Consider the following 14,797-nt stretch of genomic DNA (forward strand, 5'->3'; position numbering starts at 1 on the left):
ATCGGACAGATTATCCTGCCGCCACAAAAGAGAGGATCACCGATGAAACGCGCCCTTGCTGCCTTCGCCAGCGCACTCGCGCTGTTCGCCGCCCAGCCCGCCGCCGCCGCGCCTGCCCCGGCGCGCGACGTGCTCGAGGGCGAGGTCGTCTACCACATCTTCCAGCGCAGCTTCCGTGACAGCAACGGCGATGGCCACGGCGATCTGGAGGGCGTGCGGCAATCGCTGCCCTATCTCGAAAAGCTCGGCGTCACCGCGATCCTGATGACCCCGCTCTATCAGGGGCGCACCTACCACAATTATTTCGCGACCGATTTCGAAGGGATCGACCCGCGCTACGGCACCCGCGCCGACTTGCAGCGCCTGATCGCCGACGCCCATGCGAAGGGCATCAAGGTCTTCCTCGACATGGAGTTCCAGTATCTGGCCGAGGGCCACCCGTGGTGGACGGCGGCGATGGCCGACCGCACCTCGCCCTACAACGACTGGATGCTGTGGGACGACCGTGCGGCGGGCATCGCCGAGGAAGGCCCCTTCGGCCTCAGGGAAATCCGCCATTTCAACCGCGACACTCACGGCGTCACCACCGTCGCGATGAAGCACCCGGACGTGCGCGCTTATTTCGACCGGTACCTCGCAGGCTGGATCGACCCCAATGGTGACGGCCAGTTCGACGACGGGGTGGACGGCTTCCGGCTCGACCACATGATGGACGATCTCGACAGCAAGGGGTTGCTGACGAGCCTGTTCGAGGATTTCTGGAACCCCGCCCTCGCCAAACTGCGCGCGAAGAACCCTGATCTCGCCTTCCTCGCCGAACAGTGGGACTGGAGATATGGCGAGGACTACCTCGCCCGCGCCGATGTCAGCGCGGTTTTCGCCTTTCCGATCCACGACGCGATCCGCAAGTTCGATGCCGCCGCTCTGGCGCAAGCGATCACGCGCACGGGCGAGGTTACCCCGGCGGGCAAGACCCAGATGATCTTCGCCGAGAACCACGATGTCAGCCGCATCGCCTCCGACCCCGGCATCAGCCCGGAGCGGCTGCGCACCGCAGCGGCGCTGATGTTCCTGCTCAGGGGCACCCCGATCGTCTATTACGGGCAGGAGCTCGGCATGCGCGGCGCCTATGACGCGGGCTACACCACCGACGAGCGCGACATTCCGATGCGCGAGGCGTTCAAGTGGTCCGCAACCGACGCCGCGCCCGGGCAGGCGCTGTGGTACAAGCGCCCGGGCGAGCGTTACTGGGACCAGCGCTACGCCCGCGATCATGACGGCGTCTCGGTCGCGGAGCAGGAGGCGAACCCGGCCTCGCTGCTCAACCACTACCGCAAGCTTGCCTCCCTGCGCGCCGCGCATCCGGCGCTCGCGCGCGGCACGCAGCGGGTGCTGGAGGCGTCGGCCGGGATGCTCGCAGTCGAGCGCACCTTCGAAGGCGAGCGGCTGGTGATCGTCGCCAACCTCACCGGCGCGCCGGCCGAAGTGCCCGCGCTGGCAGGCGATGGCCCCGATCTTCTCTCGGGCGAGCGCAAGGCGCTCAGGCCGTGGCAGACCGCGCTCTACCGCCCGGCGAGGTAACGCCGCCGGAAATCGCTCGGCGACACGCCGAAGCGCTTCCGGAAGGCGGCGGTGAAGTGCGAGGGCGTCTGGAACCCGCTGCGCCAGGCGATGTCCGAGACCCGCGCGCCTTCGGTCGTGAGGCTGCGGGCGGCAGCGCGCAGGCGGTAGGCGCGGGCATATTCGGCAAAGCCCACTCCGAAGGCGCGGGCGAAGGCACGCGAGAAGTAGGAGGGCGAAAGGTGGCAGCGCGCCGCCGCCTCCTCGATCGTCACCAGCCGGAAATCGGCCCCCGCGACCAGATCGAGCGCCGGGCGCAAGCGGTGGAGGCTGCGCCCGGCGGCGGTCGTCTCGGCCTGCGGCGCGGTGCCCGGCAGCTCCTTGAGCAACAGGCGGGTGAGCGCCAGCACGTCGGCGGCGCGGCCCGGTGCCTCGGCGAGCGCCGCCAGCCAGTCGAACCCCGCCGCCAGCCGCGCCGCGACCGCCGCGTCCGGCCGGATCGCCTGCGCAGTGGCGAGGCTCTCGTAGCCCAAGGCAGCGTCGCAATGCACCAGCACCCACTCGGTCGCCCCGGCGGCGAGGCGGAAATCGTGGGTGGTCATCGCGGGGAGGAACAGCAGCGTGCCGTCCGCGATGGGCAGCGTGCCCCATTCGGTTGCCACGCTACCCTCGGCGCGGGCGAACCAGATCAGCTCGGCCGGCTCGTGGAAATGCGGGAAGGGCTCGGGCGCGCTCGAGCCGGCGGGGCGCAGCACACGCTCGACCCTGACCGAAGAGGCCGGATCGAGCGCAATCGGCTCGCACAGGGTGCCCGTGTCCATAGCGCAAGGATAGAACAGATTTGTGCGGTATGCGTCAACGGTGTCAAGCGCGGTGCGCCGCCGATCAGGACAAGGATCGGACAGCAATTCGTCGCTCGCGTGCAATCCGCTGGGGACTTGCCAAACCGCCAAACCTGCTATGCGTAAGCGCCGGATGGGGAGGATGTTCGCATGAGGGGATGGAAGCGTCTGGTCGCAGGGCTTGCAGGCCTGATGGCTGCCGTCGCGCCCGCCGGAGCGCAGCCCGAACCCACCGCGCCCCCGCCCGCATCGCCTTCTTCCTACGTCGACCCCTTCATCGGCACCGACGGCACCGGGCACACCTTCCCCGGCCCCGCGCGCCCCTTCGGCATGATCCAGCCCGGCCCCGACAATGCCGACACCGGATGGGAATACACCTCGGGCTACCAGTACCGCGCCCCGCAGATCATCGGCTTCTCGCACACGCGGGCGAGCGGGACGGGGATTCCGGAGCTGGGCGATGTGCTGCTGATGCCGTCCGCCACCCGCCGCCCCGCGATGGCGAGCGGCAAGGCAGGCGAGATGGCGCGCGCGGGCTACTACGCGGTCACCCTGCCCGACAATGGCGTGAAGGTCGAACTGACCGCCTCGCTGCGCAGCGCGATGCACCGCTACACCTTCTCCCAGAGCGGGCGGGTGTGGGTGCTGGTCGATCTCCAGCATGGCCTCACCTTCCGCACCGACGAGCAGCCGGTGCAGTCCATCGCCAACCGCTTCGGCCCCGACAGCTTCGAGGGCGAGGCGGTACGCCGCAACTGGACCACGCGCACCATCGCCTGGAGCGTGCGCTTCAACCGGCCGATCGCCGCGGTGGAGGTCCTGCCCCCGCGCGCGGGTGACGCCGCGCCGCGCTACATGCTCGCCTTCGATCTGCCCGAGGGCGAGCGCACCCTGCTGGTCAAAGCCGGCATGGCGACCACCGACGCGCAAGGCGCGCGCGGCAACCGCGAGGAGGTGTTCGGCTGGGACTTCGACGCACTCGCCGCCGCCGCGCAAGCCGAGTGGGACGCGCTGCTCGCCCGCGCGACCATCGAAGGCCCCGCAAGCCAGCAGCGCAGCTTCACCACCGCGCTCTATCACGTTTTCCTCCACCCCTCGGTGGTGAGCGACGTCGACGGGCGGTTCCGTGGCCCCGACGGCCGCATCCGCACCGCGCCCGCCGGGCACCTAAGGTATTCCACCTTCTCGCTGTGGGACACCTTCCGCGCCGCCCATCCGCTTTACACATTGCTCGCGCCCGAAAGGGTCGACGATTTTGTCGCCTCGCTGCTCGATCACCAGCAGGCCGCCGGGCGCCTGCCCAAGTGGCCGATCTGGGGCGGCGAGACCGGCACGATGATCGGCGAGCCCGCTTTGCCGGTGATTGCCGAGGCCTGGGCCAAGGGCTTTCGCGGTTTCGACGGCAGCCGTGCGCTCGCGGCAATGGTCGCGACCTCGACCCGCGACGCGGTGCCCGTCTACGAAGGCGACCACTCGATCTCGCAATGGTCGCTCTACGACCGCTATGGCTATTACCCCACCGACGTCACCGGCGGCGAGGCGGTATCGCGCAGCCTCGAGGCGGGGATCGGCGATGCGGCGACCGCGCGGATGGCGGCGATGCTGGGCGAGAAGGCCGAGGCGAAGCGCTTCGGCAAGCGGGCGGAAAGCTGGCGCAAGCTGATCGACCCCGAAACGCGCCTTGCCCGCGGGCGCGATGCGGCGGGCGGGTGGCGCACCCCCTTCGATCCGCTCACGCCCACATCACCGCTCAACAATCCGGGCGACTATACCGAGGCGAACGCCTGGCAATATACCTGGACGCCCGCGCTGCATGACCCCGAGGGGCTGGTGAAGGCGCTGGGCGGGAAGAAGGCGGCGGGCGCGATGCTCGACCGGTTCTTCTTCGAGCTGCCCGTCACCAAGGGTGCCGAATATCTCGGGCAGGAGGCGATGATCGGGCAATACGCCCACGGCAACGAGCCGAGCCATCATGTGGCGTGGCTCTATGCCTACACCGACCGGCCCGAGCGCACGGCAGCGCTGGTGCGGCGGATCGCGGAGAGCTTTTACCGCGACACCCCCGATGGCCTCGTCGGCAATGAGGACGCAGGCCAGATGAGCGCGTGGTATGTGTTTGCGACACTCGGCTTCTACCCGATCGATCCTGTCAGCGCGAACTATGTCGCAGGCCTGCCGCTGACCCCGCGCGCGGTGCTGCGGGTGCCGGGGCGCGCCGAACTGATGATCGAACAGGCGGGCTGCAAGGAGGGCCCCGTCGGCGTCTCGCTGGAAGGCAAGGCCTATCCCGTCACCGCCCTGCCCCATGCGGCGCTGGTCAAGGGAGGGACACTGGTGCTGTCGGGATGCGCTAGACGCTGACGCCGAACAGGCGGCCGACGGCGGCGGTGCTCGCCATCGCGAAGACGCCCCAGCCGACCACGCGCAGGGTGGCGGGGATAAGCGGCGCGGCCCCGGCCTTCGCTCCCAGCGCGCCGAGCACCGCGAGCGCCAGCACCGACACGGCCACGACCGTCATCATGATCGCGCCCGCAGGCGCCAGCCATGCCGCGATCAACGGCACGGCCGCCGCCGCGCTGAAGGTCACGCCCGAGGCCAGCGCCGCCTGAAGCGGCCGCGCGGCGAGATGCTCGGACAAGCCCAGCTCGTCGCGCACATGCGCCGCGAGCGGATCTGCCGCGCTCAGCTCCCGCGCCACCAGCGCCGCAGTTCCCTCGCTCAGGCCCCGCGCGCGGTAGATCGCGGCGAGTTCGGCTTCCTCGTCGGCGGGCGTGGCAGCGAGCGCCTCCTTCTCGCGGGCGATGTCGGCGTTTTCGGAATCGGCCTGCGAAGAGACCGAGATATACTCGCCCGCCGCCATCGACATCGCGCCCGCTATCAAGGCGGCCACCCCTGCCACCAGCACGGGCCCCGCCTCGGGCGTTGCCGCGGCGACGCCGATGATCAGCGAGGCGACCGAGATGATCCCGTCATTGGCCCCCAGCACCGCGGCGCGCAGCCAGCCGGTGCGGTGGACATAGTGCGGATCGTCGGGGTGAGCGCTGGATGGGGTGGCCATGATACGTGCCTTGTCCGCCTTCGCTACCGCCAAGGCAAGCGCAACCTATGTCGCAGACCAGCCCGCGTCGATCATCAGCGCCGATCCCGTCACCACCCGCGCCGCCTCGCTCACCAGATACATCACCGCGGCGGCGGACTGTTCGGAGGTGATCTTTTCCTTGATGAGGTGCGGAGTGAGCTGGAGCTCGTAAGCCTCCTCCACCCCGAGCCCGCGCGCGGCGGCGAGATCGTCGGTCGCGGCGGCCACCATCGGGGTGTCGACCAGCCCCGGGCACAGGGCGTTGACGGTGATCCTGTGCTCGGCGAGCTCCCCCGCCATCGCGCGGGTCAGGCCCATCATGCCGTGCTTGGAGGCGCAGTAATGGGCATAGCCGGGCGTCCCGACATGCCCCGCGACCGAGGCGATGTTGACGATCCGCCCGCCTTCCCCTTTCGCGATCATGTGCGGCACCGCCGCGCGCACGACGCGCCAAGCTCCGGTGAGATTGACGTCGATCATCGTGGTCCACATCGCCTCGTCGAGTTCGTGCGCGGGGCGACCGCCGGTGAGGATGCCGGCATTGTTGACGATGATGTCGATCCGCCCGAAGGCCTCCAGCGCCGCCGCCACAAACGCCTCGACCTCAGCCATGTCGCGCACGTCGCAGGCCATGGCGAGCGCGCGCACGCCGTGGGCCTCGATCGCTTGCGCGACCTCGCCCAGCGCGCCGCCGAGCGCATAACCGACCGTCTCCATCGCCGCCGCGCCGACGTCGCAGATGGCCACGTCCGCGCCGGCCTCGGCCAGCGCCAGCGCGATCGCCCGCCCCTGCCCGCGCGCCGCGCCCGTCACCAGTGCGGCCTTGCCTGCCAGTGTCCCTGCCATGATCCGTCCCTCTCCTACGATCCGGGAGAGAAACTATCCGGCCTTGGCGATTTCCCAAGCGGCTGAAGTGATAGGTTGGCGGCGGCTCACCCGGCGGCGTTGGTCTGTTCCAGAATCCACTCGGGGATCGCTTCCTGCCTGAGGTCGGCAAGCTCCAGCCCCTGCGCGCGCACCGCGTCATAGCGTTCGCGCGGGGCGTAGTCGGCGGGGCGCTGGACGAAGATCTTGCCCTTGGTCTCGGCGAGGATCGCAATGCCGCGCACGCCGTCGTTGCCGCTGCCCGTCAGCAGTCCGCCGAGCGCGGGCAGGCCGCTCCTCGCAAGGCTTCCGAACAAGAGGTCGGCCGACGGGCGGCAGCCGTTCACCGGATCGCGCTCGACCAGCCGGAGGCGCGGCGGTTCGCCCGCCTCGACCACCACGTGGCGCGTGGGATCATGCGCGAGCCACACTTTGCCCGGCTCGAGGCTGACGCCGTCCACCGCATCGCCCAACTGGCACGGCAGCGAATGGCGCATCGCGCGCACCGCGTTCTCGACCGCGGCCGGATCGGCATCGAACAGCACGATGGTCGGCGGGCAATTGGCGTCATAGGCGGCGAGCACCTGGCGCGCGCTCTCGATCCCCGCCGACCCGCAGGCGAGCGCGACGATGCGGCCATCGGAGCGATATTTCGCCCCGCCACCCTCGCCGCCCTCGGCATCCTCGCCACCGGGCTTCAGCTCGCCCGATGCGGCCTTGAGCACGATGTCGCCCAGCTGGCGCACGGTCGCGTCGAACTCCTCGCGCGAGGTGTGCAGCGGCTTGGGGAAGCAGTGCACCGCGCCCAGCTCGAGCGCGCGGCGCGCGGTGCCGGTGCCGGCCTGGGTGATCGAGGAGAGCATGATCACCGGCATCGGCCGGGTTTCCATCACCTCCTCGAGGAATTCCATGCCGCTCTTGCCCGGCATCTCGACATCCAATGTCAGCACATCGGGCTTCAGCTTGTCGAGCTGCTCGCGGGCGTCATCGGCATTCTTGGCGGTACCGCACACGGTCACCCCCTTGGCATTGTCGAGAATGTCGCAGAACAGCGCGCGCATCGCGGCGGAATCGTCGACTACCAGTACCCGTACATTGGCCATGTTCGCTCAGCCTCTTGATTGACGCCTCGCAATAGGCCGCCAGCACCGAACAAATTCGCGCGGGCGCCTTAGGGGGAAGCGCATAGCGCCGCAGCAGGGCAGCCTTATCAACCAAGCGCTTAGTTGAGACCTTGTTACACGGCCGCGCAAACCTGCCGCCGGGCTCTGACAGGGTGAACTGCAATGACGATCGAGAAGTATTCGCGGATCGCCGGCATGACGCTGTGCTCCATGCTGACGGCGATCCTGCTGCTGGCCGGGATCGGCATCAATCACATCCGCAACGGCGGCCCGCTCGACAATGGCGAGCAGTTGCTGTCGGATTTCCGCGCGGACATCCTGCCGCCGCCAGCCTTTCTGGTCGAAAGTTTCGCCAATGCGAGCATCATGGCGATCCACCGTGATGCCTATGCGATCAACGAAAAGCGGCTCGCCGATCTCGAGAAGACCTACTGGGATTCCCAGCAACGCTGGGCGCAGAGCGCGATGTCGGATGATCTGAAGGCCGGTCTGGCGGCAAACGCGCAGACGACCGGCAAGGCCTTCTGGGACGAGGTCAACCAGTCGCTGAAGCCCGCCGCCCGGCGCTGGGACCAGCCGGCCATCGCCGCCTCGCACCGCCGCCTGCTGAAAATCTACCGCGCCCACCGCGCAGGCATCAACGATCTGGTCGCCCGCAGCGAAAAGGAGACCGCGGCGTCGATGGAAGAAAATTCCTTCGTCCAGATCCTGATCATCTCCGGCGCTTGCATTTCCGTGCTGCTGGTTATGGGGATCTTTGTGGTCGCCTATCTGGCCTTCCGCCGCAAGGTGCTCTGGCCGATCTACATCACCATCGAGACCATGCGCGACATGGCGGCGGGCAATGTCGATGCCGGGATCACCACCAACCACCGGAACGACGAGATCGGCACGATGACCCGCGCCATCGAAACCTTCCGCGCGGCGATGAAATCCGACAAGGCCCGCTCGGCCGAGCAGGCCGAGGTGGTCGACACGCTCTCGGGCGCGCTGGACAGGCTCGCGGCAGGCGACCTCACGCACCGCATCACCGCGATGCCTCCGGGCGAGCATGAGCGGCTGCAGGAAGCATTCAACGCCTCGGTCGGGCGGCTCGAGACGATGATCGGGCAGGTGCGCGCCACGGTGGGCGGGGTCACGACCGGCTCGGACGAGATCCGCGCCGCCTCCGAAGACCTCGCGCTGCGGAACGAGCAGCAGGCTGCCAGCCTCGAGGAGACCGCTGCATCCGTCGGCCAGACCGTCGCCCTCACCCGCCAGTCGGCCGAGAATGCCAGCGCCGCCAAGAGCGCCATCGCCCAGACCCACCAGCGCGCCACCGAAGGCGGCGCCGTGGTCGGCAAGGCGGTCGCGGCGATGGGCGCGATCGAGCAGTCCGCGCGCGAGATCACCCAGATCATCGACGTGATCGACGGGATCGCGTTCCAGACCAATCTTCTGGCCCTGAATGCGGGGGTCGAGGCCGCACGCGCGGGCGAGGCCGGCAAGGGCTTCGCGGTCGTCGCCAACGAGGTCCGCGCGCTCGCCCAGCGCTCGGCCGAGGCGGCACGCGACATCAAGGCGCTGATCGACAAGTCGACCGCCCACGTCGGCGACGGGGTGAGCCTCGTCGGTGAGACCGGCACGCTGCTCGCCGAGATCGTCGGGCAGGTCGGCGCGGTGACCCGCCAGGTCGAGGAGATCGCCGAGACCACCGCCGCCCAGGCGACCAATCTCGAGCAGGTGAACAGCGCGGTCGGCACGATCGACCGGATGACCCAGCAGAACGCGGCGATGGTCGAGCAGTCGACCGCCGCGACCCGCAGCCTCTCGAGCGAAGCCCAGCGCCTCGGCGAGCTGGTCGCGCAGTTCCGGGTGAGCAGCGCAGGGCAGGCCGCTTACGCCGCCGCCCCCGCCTATGCTCCGCCGCCGCCGATGGCACTCCCCGCCGCCCGCAAGCCTGCCTCTGCCCCGCGCAAGGCTCCCCCGCCCCCGCCCGTGACCGGCAACCTCGCCCGCAAGGTCGAGCCTGCGCCGTCCGCCGCGCCCACGCTCGCCGAGGACGACTGGAGCGAGTTCTGACGTTCCGCCAACGCGGGCTTTTAGCCGCCGCTTAGGGGAAAACCCCGAGGTCCCCGCCAGACAATCGCAAAGGGCGTCCCGCCTAGACTTTCATCGGGATCCGAGAACAGGGCAGACCTCATGTTGAAGCAGATCGCAGTTTCCGATCTCGAACTGGGCATGTTCGTCCACAAGTTCGAGGGCGGGTGGTTCGACCATCCCTTCTGGAAGGCCAAGTTCCTGATCGAGGACGCCGAGAAGCTCGCCACGATCAAGTCGAGCAAACTGCGCAGCGTAGTGATCGACACCGCCAAGGGCCGCGATGTCGGCAAGCCCGCGCCGCGGCCCTGCGAGGCCCGCCCGGCCCCCGCCGCCGCTGCCTCGCCCGCCGCGGCGCGCATCCGCAACATCAAGCAACGCACCGCGGTGCAGGTCTCCTCCACGGGTCCCGTGACGATGACGCAGGAGCTCGACAGCGCCGCTGCCATCGCCGAGCAGGCGCGCGACAAGCTTCACAAGGCCTTCATCGCCGCCCGGCTCGGCAAGGCATTGGACGTGCGCAAGGTCGAGCCCGTGGTGAGCGACATCCTCGCCTCGGTCCGGCGCAACCCCCAGGCCTTCAGCGGACTGATGCGCTGCAAGCTCAAGAACGAGCTGAGCTTCCGCCACGCCCTGTCCGTCAGCGCGCTGATGGTGGCGCTCGCCGACCGGATGAAGCTGCCCGCGCAGGACATCCACAATTGCGGGCTCGCCGGGCTGCTGCTCGACATCGGGGTCAACCACCTGCCCTATGCGGGCGATCCGCCGGGCGGCGATTATCGCAACCTCTCCGAGCGCATCTGGAACCAGCACGTGATCCTCGGCCACCGCGCACTCCAGAACGATGGCGACCTGCCGCAGCTGGTGCTGGATGCGTGCCTCTATCACCACGAGCGCATCGACGGGCGCGGCTATCCGCAGGGGACCAAGGGCGACGCCATCCCGCTGATCGCCCGCATGGCGGCGATCTGCGACAACTTCGACTTCCACCTCTCGGGCTTCGACCGCGGCAAGGCGCTCGACCCGGCCGCCGCGATCGAGACGATGCGCGCCGATACCGGCGCCTATGATCCCGAGATCCTGCGCATCTTCGTCGAGACGGTCGGGATGTATCCGGTCGGCTCCTTCGTGATGCTGGCCAGCCGCAGGATCGCGATGGTGATCGACGAGGACCGCAAGGACCCGCTGCGCCCGGTGGTGCAGGTGTTCTATTCGCTCGACACGGGCGAGCGCATCCTGCCGCACCGCATCGCGCTCGCCGAGGGGAACGACAACGAGCGCATCCTCGGGATCGCGGACCTTGCCGGGCTCGATCTGCCGGCCGATCCGCAGCTGCGCGAGCTGGTGTTCCTCAGCGCCTATCGCAACCAGGCCTGAGGCTCGCTTCAGGGTGCCCAGCAAAAAAGGGGCCGGCGATCGCTCGCCGGCCCCTTTGGTTTTGCGCAGGGTTGCAGTCTCAGAAGGCGAGCCGCAGCGAGGCCTGCACCGTCCGTCCGTTCGCCGCGCGGGCAAAGCCGATGCCGTTGGCCGGAACGCTCGCCTGGTTGACCTCGAAGATCCCGAGCGTGTTGAACAGGTTCTGCGCGCTCAGCGTGAATTGCAGGTTCTTGGCTGCCTGATACTCGGCAAAGGCGCCCACGGTGGTGAAGCCGGGCATGCGCAGCTGGTTGCTGTCCTGCGCGTAGGAGCTGGTGATCGTGACCACATTCGCCCCTGCGGCAAGCTTGCCGAAATCGACCGTCGGCACCGCGACCAGCACCCAATCGGGCTGGTGGCGCGGTTCCTTGCCAGTGAGCGCGGGGTTCAAGCGGTCCTCGGTGATCTTGGCGCGGGTATAGGTGGCCGCGAGTGTCAGGTTGAAGATCCCGCGCTGGAAGTTGCCCTCCAGTTCGACGCCATCGGCCTTGTAGGTGCGGTTGGTGGCATTGGCCGCGCCGTTGAGGACGTTCTGGTCCTCGGCCTCGACATGGAAGGCGGTGGCGTTGACGGTGATGCCGTTGCGGCGGAACTTGAAGCCGCCTTCGTACTGGATCACGTCGTCCTGCCGGTCGCCCGATGGGACATTGCCGGTGAGAGGGTCGACCGTGGGCGTGAACAACACCTTGTCCGCCGCCGCGCGCGCGCCCTTGCTGTAGCGCGCGAAGACCGAGAAGGGCTCGGCGACGCGGTAATTCACCCCGACCGAATAGTTGAGGTAGCCGTAGTCATAATTGACCGGCGCGGGGCGATCCAGGGGCAGGAAGGCGGTGCGCGCCTCGGCCGGGTTGATGATCCCGTCGCGGTTGAAATCGAAGCTGGTGAGGCCCACCCGCCCGCCGCCGAGGTCCGCGCCGAACAGCTGCCCGCGCACGCGCCCGCTGTCATAGCGCAGCGAGCCGCCCACGGCGAGCTTGCCGATGTGGAAATTGACCGAGCCATAGGGCGCCAGAACGCGGTAATCGACGTCGAAGATGCGCCGGAACAGGCTGCTCTCGCGCCCGAAGGCGAAGTAGCCGTTGAGGGTCTGCGGCTGGCCTGCGGCGTTGAAGATATCGACCTGCGCGGTGTTCCCGCCGCCGGCGGCATCGACGATCATCGCGGTGTGGAGCCAGGTCGTATCGAGCTCCTGCGTCACGTAATAGAGCCCCGCAGTCGTGGTCAGCTTCCCGCCGCCCACTTCCCACACCTTGCTGGCGCGCAGGTCGTTGGTGAAATTGTCGAGCGAGCGCGCGCGCACGAAGCTCACGAAATAGAGCGAGAGCAACCCGTTGCCATTGATCAGGCTGCCGCCCGGGATCGTCTGGCCCGCGAGCGGCCCGCTGGCATAGGCGGCGCTCGAGCCCGGCCCGCCGATGGAATTGGCGAAGGCGCTCACGGTGTTCTGGCGGTTGGGGAACATCCGGCTGAAATCGCCGCCATTGACCGCGTAGCGCATCTTTTCGGTGATGGTCCAACCGGCGATGTCGAACTGCGCCTCGAAGCCGATGGATTTGGACTTGGCGCTCTGCCCGGTGCTGATCGGGAGGGCGACCGGCTGGTTGTTGCGATCCAAGGTGATGACCGGACCGAGGAAGCCCGAGAGGGTCGAATCCCGCCTCAGGTCGAAGCCGGGGAAGCTGCGGATCTCGGGGTTCTCGTTGGTGCCGGTGATGTTGACCGCATAGGGCGCGAAGGTCGGCGAGCGGTCATCGAGCAGCTTGAAATAGGCGCGCACATAGCCGCCCTCGAAGGTGCGGGTGACGTTGGCTTTGATCTGCCCGCCGCGCCAGCCGGTGAAGCCGATATCGCGCGGGCCCTCGCCCTGGCGGTAGAAGCCGCCGACGTAGAAGCGGGTGTTTTCGCCGAGCTTGCCGCCGTAGTCGAAATCGATGCGCTTCTCGTCATAGTCGAGCCCGCTCGAGAACTGCGCGCGCCCGCCTTCCTGCTCGCCGGTGCGCGAGATGACGTTGACGATGCCGCCGGGCGAATTGGACGCGAAGGTCGAGGCCGATCCACCGCGGATCGTCTCGATCGCGTTCACGGTGAAATCGTTCCTCAGATAGACGTCGGTCGCGACATTGAAGAGGTCGCCGAATTCGAGCACCGGCAGCCCGTCTTCCTGGAACTGCATGTATTTGGAGCCGCCCGCGGCAAGCGGAAGCCCGCGCACGGTGTAGTTGTTGTTGCCCTCGCCGATGCCCGTGGCGACGCGCAGGCCCGCCATCGTGCGCAGCACGTCGCCCAATGCGCGCGGGCCGAAGCGCTGGATGTCGTCGCCCTTGAGGCTGCTGGTCGAGGTCGCGCTGTCGAGCCGGTCGCGGCCCTTGGCCATGCCGGTCGAGAAGATTTCGGCGGCGGGCTTGGCGGGCGCTGCGGGTTGTTCTGCGGCCTCGGCCTCGGCGCTGTCTTCGGCCGCGTTGCTTTCGCCCGCATAGGCAGGCGCCGCGAACGCGGTGGTGGCGGCGAACAGCAGCAGTCTGGTTCTGGTTTTCATGGCATGGCTCCCCCCGTCTGTGCCGGAATGACAACCAGCCCGGCTTCATCGAGTGACGCCTTGCGCGATATGTCCGCTCGTCTTGGCGGGGGTGAAAGCGGGGCCTAGGGACTGTCGCTAGGGAATGACCGCAGGTGCCCGGCTCAGGCGAGGCCGCGCCAGTCGATCCATTCGCAATAGGGATGGCACAAGGCCGCCAGACGGCTCTCGCCGCGGTTGGCGCCGCCGTCCCATTGCGCGATCCTGAGTTCGACCGCGGCGCGATCGGCGCGCCATTCGACGCTGACGCGGGCGAGCGGGCGAGCGGGCTCGGCGCGGGCTCCGGCGAGCGCGAAGGCATGGTCGATCGCGGCACGCTCGTCAGCGCTCGCATATTGCAGCATCATCGAATGGAACACCACGCGGCGCACGCCCTCGGGCTGGGGCTCGGCGAAGCGCTGGAGCAGCCAGGCGCTTGCAAGCCCCGTGTCGACCCGTGGGGGCACGTCCTGCGCCATCCGCAAGGCCGCCGCCAGCCGCGCGGCGCGGGCGCTCTCGCCCGGCCAGAGATAGGCGGCGAGGCGCTCCCGGTCGGTCGCCTGCCCCGGATCGAGCGGGTGGAGATCGACGCCGCGCGCCGCCGTGACCGCGAGCGTGCCCGCAGGCAGGCTGGCGCCGCGCCACTCGGGTTCTATCCGCACCGTGCTCGTGTCCGCGCAGGCCCGCACCGCGCCGAGCCGCAAGGCATAGCGGGGAAAGTTGAGATTGAGCCCCGCGCTCGCGCCCAGTTCGAGCACCTCGCAGGGCAGCGGCCCCGCGCGCGACAGTTCGAGCAGCGCTGCGACCAGCCCCGCGACCCGCGCGACCTCGTTGGTCTGGGTGGGATGCGCGAGCCAGCCGAGCAGCTCCTCGGCATGAACATCGAGCGCATGGGCCAGCGCCGCCTCGAGCGCGAAGGAAGAGGGCATCGCCCCGCCGCGGTAGAGCGCGCCGAGCACCCCCGCCTCGCGCCCGGCCAAGGCGAGCGCATGGAGCCCGGCATTGAGGCGGAAGATCACCCCGTCCGAGGCCAGATCGCCCGGCCAGTCCTCGATCCTCCCGAACACCGGCCCGCCGGTCTGCGGCAGAACCCGCGCGAGCGCCGCCATCAGCGCGGCCGCGCGCGGCTTGCCGAAGCCGTGGGCCTTGGCCGCCTCGATCCGCAGCTGGCGCACCGCGCGCGCAGGTTCTGCGGCAGCGCCGGGTTCGCGCCGGAAAGCGGGGCCAGAGTTGGGAAACATCAAGGACAAGTACGCCGCCGGGGATCACCAAAGGGGAG

10 protein-coding genes are annotated in these 14,797 nt (G+C 68.9%); 4 read left to right on the top strand and 6 right to left on the bottom strand.

The window, feature by feature from the left end:
* Positions 1 to 42 precede the first annotated feature (42 nt).
* Positions 43 to 1,581 (top strand): alpha-amylase family glycosyl hydrolase, encoded by a 1,539-nt coding sequence (locus PFX90_RS04625; protein ID WP_285711163.1) that lies wholly within the window; start codon positions 43 to 45, stop codon positions 1,579 to 1,581.
* Here the strand turns inward: PFX90_RS04625 and PFX90_RS04630 are convergent.
* Entirely contained in the window at positions 1,563 to 2,381 is an 819-nt protein-coding gene (locus PFX90_RS04630) for a helix-turn-helix domain-containing protein (RefSeq protein ID WP_285711165.1), read from the bottom strand. The two genes, PFX90_RS04625 and PFX90_RS04630, sit on opposite strands and share 19 nt — an antisense overlap.
* 171 nt (positions 2,382 to 2,552) lie before the next feature.
* Here PFX90_RS04630 and PFX90_RS04635 point away from each other — a divergent pair, with 171 nt between their 5' ends.
* Positions 2,553 to 4,763 carry a GH92 family glycosyl hydrolase gene (locus PFX90_RS04635; RefSeq protein ID WP_285711167.1) on the top strand — a complete coding sequence of 737 codons (2,211 nt, stop codon included), beginning with the start codon at positions 2,553 to 2,555 and terminating at the stop codon, positions 4,761 to 4,763.
* Here PFX90_RS04635 and PFX90_RS04640 read toward each other — a convergent pair.
* The 3 genes from PFX90_RS04640 to PFX90_RS04650 form a co-directional block, all read right to left on the bottom strand.
* Positions 4,753 to 5,460, bottom strand: coding sequence for a VIT1/CCC1 transporter family protein (locus PFX90_RS04640; protein WP_285711169.1), 708 nt, complete (start codon positions 5,458 to 5,460; stop codon positions 4,753 to 4,755). The genes PFX90_RS04635 and PFX90_RS04640 overlap by 11 nt on opposite strands.
* Before the next feature lie 45 nt (positions 5,461 to 5,505).
* On the bottom strand, positions 5,506 to 6,327 hold the full coding sequence (locus PFX90_RS04645) for an SDR family NAD(P)-dependent oxidoreductase (protein ID WP_285711172.1): 822 nt from the start codon (positions 6,325 to 6,327) through the stop codon (positions 5,506 to 5,508).
* Between the two features lie 86 nt (positions 6,328 to 6,413).
* Entirely contained in the window at positions 6,414 to 7,448 is a 1,035-nt protein-coding gene (locus tag PFX90_RS04650) for a chemotaxis protein CheB (RefSeq protein ID WP_285711175.1), read from the bottom strand.
* A 183-nt stretch (positions 7,449 to 7,631) separates the two neighbouring features.
* On the opposite strand from PFX90_RS04650, the gene PFX90_RS04655 reads away from it, so the two are divergent.
* Together PFX90_RS04655 and PFX90_RS04660 are read left to right on the top strand one after the other, a co-directional pair.
* A complete protein-coding gene (locus PFX90_RS04655; RefSeq protein ID WP_285711178.1) occupies positions 7,632 to 9,530 on the top strand; it encodes a methyl-accepting chemotaxis protein in 1,899 nt (632 codons plus the stop codon).
* A gap of 120 nt (positions 9,531 to 9,650) precedes the next feature.
* On the top strand, positions 9,651 to 10,925 hold the full coding sequence (locus PFX90_RS04660; RefSeq protein ID WP_285711180.1) for a cyclic di-GMP phosphodiesterase: 1,275 nt from the start codon (positions 9,651 to 9,653) through the stop codon (positions 10,923 to 10,925).
* 79 nt (positions 10,926 to 11,004) lie between these two features.
* Here the strand turns inward: PFX90_RS04660 and PFX90_RS04665 are convergent, their stop codons facing one another.
* Together PFX90_RS04665 and PFX90_RS04670 are read right to left on the bottom strand one after the other, a co-directional pair.
* A complete protein-coding gene (locus PFX90_RS04665) occupies positions 11,005 to 13,500 on the bottom strand; it encodes a TonB-dependent receptor domain-containing protein (RefSeq protein ID WP_285711182.1) in 2,496 nt (831 codons plus the stop codon).
* 143 nt (positions 13,501 to 13,643) lie between these two features.
* The gene (locus PFX90_RS04670) at positions 13,644 to 14,759 is read right to left on the bottom strand and encodes a DUF2332 family protein (protein WP_285711183.1); all 1,116 of its coding nucleotides are present in this window, start codon (positions 14,757 to 14,759) and stop codon (positions 13,644 to 13,646) included.
* Positions 14,760 to 14,797: the final 38 nt, after the last annotated feature.

The sequence above is a fragment of the Erythrobacter oryzae genome, assembly GCF_030271515.1.
GTDB classification, from domain to species: Bacteria; Pseudomonadota; Alphaproteobacteria; order Sphingomonadales; family Sphingomonadaceae; genus Erythrobacter; species Erythrobacter oryzae.

Bases quoted from the DNA above. Each gene is read 5' to 3' on its own strand.
- PFX90_RS04670 (WP_285711183.1), bottom strand. From the start codon at position 14,759: ATGTTTCCCAACTCTGGCCCCGCTTTCCGGCGCGAACCCGGCGCTGCC.
- PFX90_RS04625 (WP_285711163.1), top strand. From the start codon at position 43: ATGAAACGCGCCCTTGCTGCCTTCGCCAGCGCACTCGCGCTGTTCGCC.
- PFX90_RS04650 (WP_285711175.1), bottom strand. From the start codon at position 7,448: ATGGCCAATGTACGGGTACTGGTAGTCGACGATTCCGCCGCGATGCGC.
- PFX90_RS04655 (WP_285711178.1), top strand. From the start codon at position 7,632: ATGACGATCGAGAAGTATTCGCGGATCGCCGGCATGACGCTGTGCTCC.
- PFX90_RS04645 (WP_285711172.1), bottom strand. From the start codon at position 6,327: ATGGCAGGGACACTGGCAGGCAAGGCCGCACTGGTGACGGGCGCGGCG.
- PFX90_RS04665 (WP_285711182.1), bottom strand. From the start codon at position 13,500: ATGAAAACCAGAACCAGACTGCTGCTGTTCGCCGCCACCACCGCGTTC.
- PFX90_RS04630 (WP_285711165.1), bottom strand. From the start codon at position 2,381: ATGGACACGGGCACCCTGTGCGAGCCGATTGCGCTCGATCCGGCCTCT.
- PFX90_RS04635 (WP_285711167.1), top strand. From the start codon at position 2,553: ATGAGGGGATGGAAGCGTCTGGTCGCAGGGCTTGCAGGCCTGATGGCT.
- PFX90_RS04640 (WP_285711169.1), bottom strand. From the start codon at position 5,460: ATGGCCACCCCATCCAGCGCTCACCCCGACGATCCGCACTATGTCCAC.
- PFX90_RS04660 (WP_285711180.1), top strand. From the start codon at position 9,651: ATGTTGAAGCAGATCGCAGTTTCCGATCTCGAACTGGGCATGTTCGTC.